The sequence below is a fragment of the Pseudomonas sp. RW407 genome, from assembly GCF_003176655.1.
Classification (GTDB): domain Bacteria; phylum Pseudomonadota; class Gammaproteobacteria; order Pseudomonadales; family Pseudomonadaceae; genus Pseudomonas; species Pseudomonas delhiensis.
On the sequence record NZ_QGSL01000029.1, the window covers coordinates 543,391 to 553,909 of the forward strand.

Here is a 10,519-nt window from a genome sequence, read left to right on the forward strand (position 1 = left end):
CGAGGATATCGCCCAGGGCGAAGCGGTGGGTGATCAGCTGCTCGGGCTGCAGCTTGCCGGCCTGCACGCTCTTGAGCAGCATTGGCGTGGTCACCGCGTCCACCAGGCGGGTGCGCAGGGTGATGTTGTGCGACCACAGGCGCTCCAGGTGCAGTTGCACCGGCACCCCGTGCACGCCGAGCACGGCGATGTCGCCGCCGGGGGCGATCAGTTCCTCGCACAGGCTGAAGGTGCTGGGCACGCCCACCGCCTCCACCGCGCTGTCCACGCCCAGGCCGTCGGTCAGCGCGCGGACTTTCTCCAGCAACTGCGGGTCGCCGGCGTTGAAGCAGTCGGTGGCACCGAAGCCCCTGGCCACTTCCAGGCGGTTGTCGTCCAGGTCGATCATGATGATCCGCGCCGGCGAGTAGAACTGCGCGGTGAGCAGCGCGGCCAGGCCCACCGGGCCGGCGCCGACGATGGCGACGTTGCCGCCGGGCTGCACGCGGCCGTTGAGCACGCCGCACTCGAAGCCGGTGGGGAGGATGTCGCTGAGCATCACCATGGCCTCCTCGTCAACCCCGGCGGGCAGGTGGTAGAGGCTGGTGTCGGCATGGGGGATGCGCACCTTCTCGGCCTGGGTGCCGTCGATCAGGTGGCCGAGGATCCAGCCGCCGGTGCGGCAGTGCGAGGTCATGCCCCTGCGGCAGAAGTCGCACTTGCCGCAGGCGCTGATGCAGGAGATGAGCACGCGGTCGCCGGGCTTGAACTGGCTGACCGCCGAGCCGACCTGCTCGACCACCCCCACGCCCTCGTGGCCGAGGATGCGCCCGGGTTTGCAGGCCGGCACGTCGCCCTTGATGATGTGCAGGTCGGTGCCGCACAGGGTGGTGCGGACCAGGCGCACCACCGCATCGCCGGGGGCCTGCAGGGTGGGGTCGGGACGCTCTTCCAGGGCGATGTCGCCGACACCGCGGTAGACCAGGGCTTTCATGGCCGGGCTCCTTTCGGGGAATGGTCCGGACAGGCTAGTCCCGCCCCGGCGGCCGGGGCCTGATCCCGATCAAAGGCTCATTCGGCGGTGGGCAGCTCGGTGATGTGGATTTCCGTCAGCAGCGGCTCGGGCTTGAGCTGGCTGCGCTTGAGCAGCGGGCAGAAGCGCGCCAGGCTGCCGATCAGCTCCCACTGGGTCTCCAGGTCGCCGGCCAGCCGGGTGATGTCGTTCAGCGCGCGCTGGCCGACCTGCTGCAGGTGCGGGTCGGTGCTGCGGCCCAGCTCCAGGGACAGCTGGCCGATCAGGGTGCTGAGGGCGGACATGTTGCGCGTCGCCAGGGCCAGGATGTTCGCCAACAGGGCGATTTCCGACTCCGGCACGGCAGAGGGTGAGGTGTGTGCGTCCATGCGTCTACCCGTGGGGAATGCGTCGTCCTGACGCGTCGCAGCGGAGCATAGCAGCAAAAGGCCTGCATGCGACCCATTTCACATTTCGTTGCGGCAAGCCCCGGCGCGCCGCCCGACGGGCGGCGCGCCACGGCCTCAGGCTTCGCCCAGGGGCTTGCGCGCCGGCGTGCCGCGCTGGGCCGCGCGCAGGTACTGCGGCGGCCAGGGCACCTGCTGGCCGCCCAGCTCGTCGGCGGCGTTGAGCGGCCAGTAGGGCTCGCGCAACAGCTCGCGGGCCAGCAGGATCAGGTCGGCCTGGCCGGTGCGCAGGATGTGCTCGGCCTGCACCGGCTCGGTGATCATGCCCACGGTGCTGCTGGCGATCTCGGCCTCCTTGCGCACGCGCTCGGCGAACTGCGTCTGGTAGCCTGGCCCCACCGGGATCTCGGCGTTCACCGCGGTGCCGCCGGAGGACACGTCGATCAGGTCCACGCCCAGGCCCTTCAGGCGCCGGGCCAGTTCCACCGTCTCGTCGGGGTTCCAGCCGTCCTCCACCCAGTCGGTGGCCGACAGGCGCACCAGCAGCGGCAGTTCCTCGGGCCATACCTCGCGCACCGCCTGGGTCACTTCCAGCAGGTAGCGGATGCGGTTCTCGAAGCAGCCGCCGTACTGGTCGCGGCGCTGGTTGGACAGCGGCGAGAGGAACTGGTGCAGCAGGTAGCCGTGGGCCGCGTGCACCTCCACCACCTTGAAGCCGGCCACCAGGGCGCGCTCGGCGGCGCGGACGAAGGCCTGGGTGACTTCGGCCATCTGCTCTTCGCTCAGCGCCGCGGGGGTGGTGTGCTTGGGATCGAAGGGGATGGCCGACGGCGCCACCGGCACCCAGCCGCCCTCGGCCACCGGCATGCTGCCCGGCTTGCCCAGCCAGGGCGCATAGGTGCTGGCCTTGCGCCCGGCATGGGCCAGCTGGATGCCGGCCACCGCCCCCTGGGACTCGATGAAGCGGGTGATGCGCCGCAGGGGCTCGACCTGCTCGTCCTTCCACAGGCCCAGGTCGCGGTCGGTGATGCGCCCTTCCGGGACCACCGCGGTGGCCTCCACTATGACCAGGCCGGCGCCGCCCACGGCGCGGCTGCCCAGGTGCACCAGGTGCCAGTCGTTGGCCAGGCCGTCCTCGGCCGAGTACTGGCACATGGGGGAAACGCCGATGCGGTTGGGCAAGGTCAGTTGGCGCAGGGTCAGGGGCTCGAACAGCTGGCTCATGGCTACACTCCCTCAGGTTCTTTCAACGAATGATCGACACTTCAACTGTAGACCGGGTTGGCCGGCCGACACGCCAATCGTTCGTCCGCGAACCCTTCAGCCCGGTACCGGCAGCTCTAGCTCCAGGCCGTAGCGGCGCTGCGCGTCGCGGCGCAGCACGCCGCTGGCATGCAGGCGCCGCAGGGTCTGGCGCACGCAGTTGGGCGAGATGGGCGCGGCTTCGTCCAGCAGGCGCTGGTGCAGCGCCGAGACGCTGTAGAAACCGCCGGTGCAGAGCACGTCCAATACCTTCAGGCGCGGCAGGCTGCAACGCAGGCCGGCCAGTTCGAGCAGCTTGCGCGCCGGGCGCAGCTCGCGGCGCAGCGCCAGCGGCGGGACTTCGGGCCGGCCGCCGGCGGCCGCGTCGGGGAAGCGATGATGGAGGGTCACGAAAGGGTCCTTTTCCGGGCCGTCATTGCGGCTTTCTCCTATAGAAGACGAACGAGCGGGGCAAAACCGGCAACCGAGGCGACGAAACAATTTCTTGCAAAGCCCCATTGCCGGTTTTTCCTTCTCGCCCGTCCTACTCCATAGAATCCCTCGTCGAGCACGAGGCCCTTCCCCGCGTGTAAAGCCTGAAGCCCCCCATGTCCAAGAAATCCCGCGCCAGGAGCTGGTTCCTGGTCCACAGCTGGCTGGCCTTGCCCATCTGGTTCTTCGTCTTCCTGGTGTGCATCACCGGCACCCTGGCCACCGTCAGCCAGGAGATCGTCTGGCTGGCCAACCCGGCCATCCGCGCCAACGCGCCGCCGGGCGACGCCCCGCGCCTGGGCTACGACGCCCTGCTGGCCGCCGTCCAACGCCAGCAGCCGCAGGCCCACGTGCAGGGCCTGCGGCTGCCGGGCGAACAGCATTTCGCCGTGGAGGCCGAGGTCAGCTACCCGGACGCGCGCAACGCCACCCTCTACGTCAACCCGTACAGCGGCGCCATCCAGGGCGAGGCGCCGCTGTTCGACTTCCGCAACTTCACCCGTGCCCTGCACGGCTGGTGGCTGGTGCCCTTCAGCCACGGCTACAGCTGGGGCTGGTACCTGGTGACGCTGCTGGGCCTGCCGATGCTGGCCTCGCTGGTCACCGGGCTGGTGGTGTACAAGCGCTTCTGGCGCGGGTTCCTCAAGCCGCGCCTGCGCCTGAACCAGGGCGCACGCATCTTCTGGGGCGACTTCCACCGCCTGGCCGGCATCTGGTCGATCTGGTTCATCGCGGTGATCGCCGTCAGCGGCACCTGGTTCCTGGTCCAGGCTGTGCTCTACGACAACGCCATTTCCATCTCCAGCGAGGGCGTGCCGGCCATCATCCAGCCCGAGCAGGTGCCGCCCGGCGTCGACGGCGGGCCGCCGCCGCGCATCGGCCTGGACCAGGCGGTGGCCGCCGCGCAAGGCGAAATCCCCGGCTTCGAACCGCGCTACCTGGCGCTGCCGGGCGACGCCTTCGCGCCCATCGGCCTGCTCGGCCACGGCTGGTTCCCGCTGCTGTTCGAGCGCGCCAAGGTCAACCCCTACGACGGCAGCCTGGCCGCGGTCCGGCGCCTGGGCGACCGCAGCGGCCTGGAGTTCTTCAGCGAATCCATGCGCCCACTGCACGTGGGCGACTTCGGCGGGCTGTGGGTGAAGCTGATCTGGTTCGCCTTCGGCCTGCTGCTCAGCCTGATGGTGCTCAGCGGCCTGCAGATCTGGAGCAAGCGCACCCTGCTGGCCACCGCCAAGCAGCTGAAGAAGAAACGCGCCCCGCAGCGCACCGCGGCCCTCACGGAGTGAACGCCATGCCCGGACGTAAACCTTCGCGCCTGCGCCGCCACTGGCTGCGCTGGCGCTTCCACCTCAGCGCCCTGCTGGTGCTGATCCCCCTCGGCTACCTGCCGGCGTTCCTCCACGAGGCCCGCGTCGACCGCGGCCTCACCGGCCTGGGCGAGCGCGAGGTCGGCGAGCTGCAGGTCGGCCCCTGGCGTGCGCGCCTGGCCGAGTGGGAAGTCGGCGACCCCGAGGACGAAGGCCGCGCCGGCCACCTCAAGGCCTTCACCCTGGCCTGGTGCCAGGGCTGCGAGCAGCGCATCCGCGCGGCCTACCTGCGCATCGGCCGGCCCTACAGCCTGAGCGCCCCCGGCGCGCTGCTCAGCGGCAGCCCGTACCAGCAGTTCACCGAAGTGGCGGTGCCGCCGCGCGCCCGCGCCGACGACCAGCTGTGGCTGACCGTCGAAGCCTGGGACGGCAGCGTGCACCAGGCCAGCCTGCCCCTCGCCGAGGCCTCCCCGTCGCTGGTGGCCTGGCTCGACCGCCAAGGAGCGTCCCGATGAAAGCCCTGTTGCCCCTCCTGCTGCTGGGCCTGAGCCCCCTGGCCCTGGCCCACGCGCCCTTCCTCGAATGCAAGGCCCTGGACGCCGAGCGCATCCGCTGCCTGGGCGGCTTCAGCGACGGCAGCCAGGCGGCGGGGGTGAAGCTGCGCGTCCTCGGCCACGACGGCCAGACGCTGCTGGAAGAACGCCTGGGAGCCGACTCCAGCCTGACCTTCCAGCGCCCGGCGGTGCCCTACTTCGTGCTCTTCGACGTCGGCCCCGGCTACCGCGCCGAGGTCGACTCCCGCGACATCGCCGGCCCCTGAGGCGGGCATTCAGCCGCGGCGCAGGGCCCCGGGGGTGAGCCCCAGGTAGCGGCGCATCGCCGTGGTCAGGGCGCTCTGGCTGGAGAAGCCGCACTCCTCCGCCACCCGCACCAGCGCCAGGTCGGTCTCGCGCAGCAGGCGCGCGGCGGCGTCCAGGCGCTGCTTGAGCAGGTACTGGTGCGGCGTCAGGCCGACGCTGTCCTTGAACTGGGCGTGGAAATGGCTGGGGCTCAGGCAGGCCACCTGGGCCAGTTCGGCCACCGTGATGCGCCGCGCCAGGTGGCTGCGGATGTGCCCGTCCAGGCGCTGCATGTCCAGCGGGCCGGTGGCCGGCCGCGGCGTCTCGCCGAACAGGCGCAGGTGCAGGGCGCGCAGCAGCACGCCGCCCAGCGCCCTGGCCAGCAGCGGGTCGCTGCCGTAGCGCGCCAGTTCCGCGCCGGCGTAGCCGAGCAGGTTCTGGAAGTCGGCATCCAGCGTCGGGTAGCGCGGCGCCTCGAACAGCCGGGCCAGCAACTCGCGGTCCTCGTCCGGCACGCCCTGCGGCGGCAGGTCGAGGATCAGCATGCGGTTGTCGCCGGTGCCGGCGAAGGCATGCCGGGCGTCGCCCGGCACCAGGCAGGCGCGCATGCGGCAGACCTCGCCGCCGCGCCCGTCGACCTCGAACTCGGCGCGGCCGGCCAGGGCCAGCACCAGTTGGTGATGCTCGTGGTCATGGGCGTGGGACTGCTCGGGCAGGTGGGCGAGACGGGCGTGCAGCATCGGCAGGGGCGTACGAGGGTTTCCCGCACTCTAGCGAAGTTGCGCGCCCCTGCCCAGCCGCGCCGGTCAGGGCGCCTGGCGCCCGGCATAGTCGCGGGCGAACTGCGCGGCGATGCGCCCGGAGCGCGAGCCGCGGTGGGTGGCCCAGCGGATCGCCTCGGCGCGGCTGGCCTCGATGGCCTCCTGGCCCAGGCCGTGGGACTGCAGCCAGCGCGCCACCGCCTCCAGGTACTCGTCCTGGCTGAAGGCGTAGAAGGAAATCCACAGGCCGAAACGCTCGGACAGCGAGATTTTCTCCTCCACCGCCTCGCCCGGGTGCAGTTCGCCGTTGTCGCCGCGGGAAAAGGCCAGGTTGTCCGCGGCGCGCTCGGCCAGCAGGTGGCGGCGGTTGGAGGTGGCGTAGATCAGCACGTTGCCGGCCTGCCCCGCCACCGAGCCGTCGAGCACCGTCTTCAGGCCCTTGTAGCCGGTCTCGCCGTCCTCGAAGGAGAGGTCGTCGCAGAACAGGACGAAGCGCTCCGGGCGCAGGCGCACCAGCTCGATGATCCGCGGCAGGTCGCCCAGGTGCTCCTTGTCCACCTCGATCAGGCGCAGGCCCTCGGCGTGGAAGGCGTGCAGGCAGGCCTTCACCAGCGAACTCTTGCCAGTGCCGCGGGCGCCGGTGAGCAGCACGTTGTTGGCCGGGCGGCCCTGGACGAACTGGCGGGTGTTGCGCTCGACCAGGGCCTTCTGCCGGTCGACGTTGCGCAGGTCGTCGAAGGCGATCAGCGCCGGCTCCTGTACCGGGGTCAGCTGCGCCTGGGCCACCCCGGCGTGGGGGCGGTATTCCCAGAGGTAGGCGATCACCTCCGGCCGCAGCGCCTGGGCCGGCTCCGGCGGCAGGCTGCGCTGCAGCAGGTCGGCGATGCGGGTGAGCTGTTCGGTGAGCGGTTGCAGGGCACTGGCGAAGTCGGACATGGGAAAAACCGGACGCAGGGGGATTGGCGAAGATGCTAGTGAGCGGCGAGACTGGCCGTCTAACGCAAAATGGGCGGTGATATGCGAGAAGCGGACATTCCTTCCATCCACGGCGACGAGCACGCCGCCAATCCGGTGACCGCCGTCGCCCTGGACTACGCCGACGGCCACCAGGTGGCCAGCCACAGCCACCAGCGCGCGCAGCTGCTCTACGCCGTGCGCGGGGTACTGGTGGTGGGCAGCGCCAGCGGCCTCTGGGTGGTGCCGGACAACCGCGGCCTGTGGATACCCGCCGGCATCGAGCACTGGACGCGGATGGTCGGCGAGGTGCACGTGCGCACCCTCTACATCGAGCCGGGCAGCGCGCCGCACCTGCCCGCCGAGTGCACGGTGCTGGCCGTCTCGCCGCTGCTGCGCGAGCTGATCCTGGCCGCCGTGGGCATCGCCGGCGAGGCCCCGACGGACAGCCGCGACGGCCGCGTGCTGCGCCTGCTGCTCGACGAGCTGACCAGCGAACCGGCGCTGCCGCTGCACCTGCCGCTGCCCAACGAGCCACGCCTGCGCCGGCTGTGCCGGGACATGGGCCTGGATGCCGGGCTGGAAGCCTGGGCCGCGCGGGCCGGGGTCGACACCAAGACGGTGCGCCGCTGGTTCCTGCGCGACACCGGGCTGACCTTCGGCCAGTGGCGCCAGCAGGCCCGCCTGCTGCGCGCCCTGGAGCTGCTGGGCAGCGGCGCCAGCGTGCTGGAGGCGGCCCTGGAGGTCGGCTATTCCACGCCCAGCGCCTTCAGCGCCATGTTCAGCCGCCAGTTCGGCCGCCCGCCGATCGACTTCCTGCGCCCGCCGCGGGAAACCTCCGGCAACAGGCCACGCTCGTCGGGGAATTGAAAGTCGCCGGCCGATTCCCCATCTAGACTGTCATGTTCAATCAGTCAGGTGCCTCATGAGCGACCACGACGAGATCCACGACATCCACAGCGCCGAGGAGGTCAGCACGACCAGCCTCGTGCTGCCCGGCCAGAAGCTGCCGACCACCGTCTACGTCATCCCGATCCACAACCGCCCGTTCTTCCCCGCGCAGGTGCTGCCGGTGATCGTCAACGAGGAACCCTGGGCGGAAACCCTGGAGCTGGTGGCCAAGACCGACCACCACTGCCTGGCGCTGTTCTTCATGGACAACCCGCCGGACGACCCGCGCCACTTCGACCCGGACAGCCTGCCCGAGCACGGCACCCTGGTGCGCGTGCACCACGCCAGCCGCGAGGGCGGCAAGCTGCAGTTCGTCGCCCAGGGCCTGTCGCGGGTGCGCATCCGCGGCTGGATCAAGCGCCACCGCCCGCCCTTCCTGGTCGAGGTGGACTACCCGCACACGCCCAGCGACGCCAGCGACGAGGTGAAGGCCTACGGCATGGCGCTGATCAACGCGATCAAGGAGCTGCTGCCGCTCAACCCGCTGTACAGCGAGGAGCTGAAGAACTACCTGAACCGCTTCAACCCCAACGATCCGTCGCCGCTCACCGACTTCGCCGCGGCCCTGACCACCGCGCCCGGCAACGAACTGCAGGAAGTGCTGGACACGGTGCCGATGCTCAAGCGCATGGAGAAGGTCCTGCCGCTGCTGCGCAAGGAGGTCGAGGTCGCGCGCCTGCAGAAGGAGCTGTCGGCCGAGGTCAACCGCAAGATCGGCGAGCGCCAGCGCGAGTTCTTCCTCAAGGAGCAGCTCAAGACCATCCAGCAGGAGCTGGGCATCACCAAGGACGACAAGAGCGCCGACGCCGACGAGTTCCGCGCCCGCCTGGAAGGCAAGATCCTTCCCGAGCAGGCGCGCAAGCGCATCGACGAGGAGCTGAACAAGCTGTCGATCCTGGAGACCGGCTCGCCGGAATACGCGGTCACCCGCAACTACCTGGACTGGGCCACCTCGGTGCCCTGGGGCGTGCTGGGCAAGGACAAGCTCAGCCTGCCCCATGCGCGCAAGGTGCTGGACAAGCACCACGCGGGCCTGGAGGACGTCAAGGACCGCATCCTCGAGTTCCTCGCCGTGGGCGCCTTCAAGGGCGAGATCGCCGGCTCCATCGTGTTGCTGGTGGGCCCGCCCGGGGTGGGCAAGACCAGCATCGGCAAGTCCATCGCCGAAAGCCTCGGCCGGCCCTTCTACCGCTTCAGCGTCGGCGGCATGCGCGACGAGGCGGAGATCAAGGGCCACCGCCGCACCTACATCGGCGCCCTGCCGGGCAAGCTGGTGCAGGCGCTGAAGGACGTCGAGGTGATGAACCCGGTGATCATGCTCGACGAGATCGACAAGCTCGGCGCCAGCTACCAGGGCGACCCGGCCTCGGCGCTGCTGGAAACCCTCGACCCGGAGCAGAACGTCGAGTTCCTCGACCACTACCTGGACCTGCGCCTGGACCTGTCCAAGGTGCTGTTCGTCTGCACGGCCAACACCCTGGACTCCATCCCCGGGCCGCTGCTCGACCGCATGGAGGCCATCCGCCTGTCCGGCTACATCGCCGAGGAGAAGCTGGCCATCGCCAAGCGCCACCTGTGGCCCAAGCAGCTGGAGAAGGCCGGGGTGCCGAAGGAGCGCCTGTCGATCAACGACGCCGCCCTGCGCGCGGTGATCGAGGGCTACGCCCGCGAGGCCGGGGTGCGGCAGCTGGAGAAACAGCTCGGCAAGCTGGTGCGCAAGGCCGTGGTCAAGCTGCTGGAGGACCCCGAGACCAGGCTGAAGATCGGCGCCAAGGACCTGGAGAGCTACCTCGGCATGCCGGTGTTCCGCACCGAGCAGCTGCTTTCCGGCGTCGGCGTCATCACCGGCCTGGCCTGGACCAGCATGGGCGGCGCCACCCTGCCCATCGAGGCGACGCGCATCCACACGCTGAACCGTGGCTTCAAGCTCACCGGGCAACTGGGCGACGTGATGAAGGAGTCGGCGGAAATCGCCTACAGCTACATCACCGCCAACCTGAAGAAGTACGGCGGCGACGCCAATTTCTTCGACCAGGCCTTCGTCCACCTGCACGTGCCCGAGGGCGCCACGCCCAAGGACGGCCCCAGCGCCGGCGTCACCATGGCCAGCGCCCTGCTGTCCCTGGCGCGCAACCAGGCGCCGAAGAAGGGCGTGGCCATGACCGGCGAGCTGACCCTCACCGGCCAGGTGCTGCCCATTGGCGGCGTGCGCGAGAAGGTGATCGCGGCGCGCCGGCAGAAGATCCACGAGCTGATCCTGCCGGAAGCCAACCGCGGCGACTTCGAGGAACTGCCGGACTACCTCAAGGAAGGCCTGACGGTGCACTTCGCCAGGCGCTACGGCGACGTGGCCAAGGTGCTGTTCCCGGCCTGAGGGCGCCGCCCCCGCGGGGCGCATGACGCCTACGGCGTTATCCGCCGTTGGCCGTGCCACCGGGGTGTCCGGCGTGGCCGGTGAATCCAATCGCGGACGGAGTCCGCTCCTACGACCGTGCTTCCCTGGAACTGTAGGAGCGGACCTTGTCCGCGATGGCCGGACATCCCGGCGCGATTCGCGGATGAGATCCGCTCCTAC

The 10,519-nt window shown here is 70.4% G+C and carries 11 protein-coding genes; 5 read left to right on the plus strand and 6 right to left on the minus strand.

What is annotated here, in order from left to right; translation table 11 throughout:
- The 4 genes from DK254_RS03380 to DK254_RS03395 form a co-directional block, all read right to left on the minus strand.
- A partial coding sequence (locus tag DK254_RS03380; protein ID WP_109932960.1) for a zinc-dependent alcohol dehydrogenase family protein occupies positions 1–973 on the minus strand: 973 nt, incomplete at its 3' end.
- A gap of 77 nt (positions 974–1,050) precedes the next feature.
- Entirely contained in the window at positions 1,051–1,380 is a 330-nt protein-coding gene (locus DK254_RS03385; RefSeq protein ID WP_109932211.1) for a hypothetical protein, read from the minus strand.
- 135 nt (positions 1,381–1,515) lie between these two features.
- On the minus strand, positions 1,516–2,622 hold the full coding sequence (locus tag DK254_RS03390) for an NADH:flavin oxidoreductase/NADH oxidase (protein WP_089391489.1): 1,107 nt from the start codon (positions 2,620–2,622) through the stop codon (positions 1,516–1,518).
- Between the two features lie 96 nt (positions 2,623–2,718).
- The gene (locus DK254_RS03395) at positions 2,719–3,051 is read right to left on the minus strand and encodes a ferric uptake regulator family protein (protein ID WP_256595791.1); all 333 of its coding nucleotides are present in this window, start codon (positions 3,049–3,051) and stop codon (positions 2,719–2,721) included.
- A gap of 197 nt (positions 3,052–3,248) precedes the next feature.
- On the opposite strand from DK254_RS03395, the gene DK254_RS03400 reads away from it, so the two are divergent.
- The 3 genes from DK254_RS03400 to DK254_RS03410 are packed head-to-tail and all read left to right on the plus strand — an operon-like array spanning position 3,249 to position 5,259.
- Positions 3,249–4,418 carry a PepSY domain-containing protein gene (locus DK254_RS03400; protein ID WP_109932212.1) on the plus strand — a complete coding sequence of 390 codons (1,170 nt, stop codon included), beginning with the start codon at positions 3,249–3,251 and terminating at the stop codon, positions 4,416–4,418.
- A 5-nt stretch (positions 4,419–4,423) separates the two neighbouring features.
- Positions 4,424–4,954, plus strand: a complete 531-nt coding sequence (locus tag DK254_RS03405; RefSeq protein WP_109932214.1) for a thiamine pyrophosphate-binding protein — start codon at positions 4,424–4,426, stop codon at positions 4,952–4,954.
- The gene (locus DK254_RS03410) at positions 4,951–5,259 is read left to right on the plus strand and encodes a hypothetical protein (RefSeq protein WP_109932216.1); all 309 of its coding nucleotides are present in this window, start codon (positions 4,951–4,953) and stop codon (positions 5,257–5,259) included. The genes DK254_RS03405 and DK254_RS03410 overlap by 4 nt, the downstream gene beginning before the upstream one ends.
- Positions 5,260–5,268: 9 nt before the next feature.
- Here DK254_RS03410 and DK254_RS03415 read toward each other — a convergent pair whose 3' ends face one another.
- A complete protein-coding gene (locus tag DK254_RS03415; protein ID WP_109932218.1) occupies positions 5,269–6,018 on the minus strand; it encodes an AraC family transcriptional regulator in 750 nt (249 codons plus the stop codon).
- A 66-nt stretch (positions 6,019–6,084) separates the two neighbouring features.
- A complete protein-coding gene (locus DK254_RS03420) occupies positions 6,085–6,975 on the minus strand; it encodes an ATP-binding protein (protein WP_109932220.1) in 891 nt (296 codons plus the stop codon).
- An 81-nt stretch (positions 6,976–7,056) separates the two neighbouring features.
- On the opposite strand from DK254_RS03420, the gene DK254_RS03425 reads away from it, so the two are divergent.
- Together DK254_RS03425 and lon are read left to right on the plus strand one after the other, a co-directional pair.
- The gene (locus DK254_RS03425) at positions 7,057–7,863 is read left to right on the plus strand and encodes a helix-turn-helix transcriptional regulator (RefSeq protein WP_109932222.1); all 807 of its coding nucleotides are present in this window, start codon (positions 7,057–7,059) and stop codon (positions 7,861–7,863) included.
- A 55-nt stretch (positions 7,864–7,918) separates the two neighbouring features.
- Positions 7,919–10,318, plus strand: a complete 2,400-nt coding sequence (gene lon / locus DK254_RS03430) for an endopeptidase La (RefSeq protein ID WP_109932224.1) — start codon at positions 7,919–7,921, stop codon at positions 10,316–10,318.
- Positions 10,319–10,519 lie beyond the last annotated feature (201 nt).

Excerpts from the sequence above, each read along its gene's own strand:
- DK254_RS03385 (WP_109932211.1), bottom strand. The coding sequence starts at position 1,380 with ATGGACGCACACACCTCACCCTCTGCCGTGCCGGAGTCGGAAATCGCC.
- DK254_RS03390 (WP_089391489.1), bottom strand. The coding sequence starts at position 2,622 with ATGAGCCAGCTGTTCGAGCCCCTGACCCTGCGCCAACTGACCTTGCCC.
- DK254_RS03400 (WP_109932212.1), top strand. The coding sequence starts at position 3,249 with ATGTCCAAGAAATCCCGCGCCAGGAGCTGGTTCCTGGTCCACAGCTGG.
- DK254_RS03405 (WP_109932214.1), top strand. The coding sequence starts at position 4,424 with ATGCCCGGACGTAAACCTTCGCGCCTGCGCCGCCACTGGCTGCGCTGG.
- DK254_RS03410 (WP_109932216.1), top strand. The coding sequence starts at position 4,951 with ATGAAAGCCCTGTTGCCCCTCCTGCTGCTGGGCCTGAGCCCCCTGGCC.
- DK254_RS03415 (WP_109932218.1), bottom strand. The coding sequence starts at position 6,018 with ATGCTGCACGCCCGTCTCGCCCACCTGCCCGAGCAGTCCCACGCCCAT.
- DK254_RS03420 (WP_109932220.1), bottom strand. The coding sequence starts at position 6,975 with ATGTCCGACTTCGCCAGTGCCCTGCAACCGCTCACCGAACAGCTCACC.
- DK254_RS03425 (WP_109932222.1), top strand. The coding sequence starts at position 7,057 with ATGCGAGAAGCGGACATTCCTTCCATCCACGGCGACGAGCACGCCGCC.
- lon (WP_109932224.1), top strand. The coding sequence starts at position 7,919 with ATGAGCGACCACGACGAGATCCACGACATCCACAGCGCCGAGGAGGTC.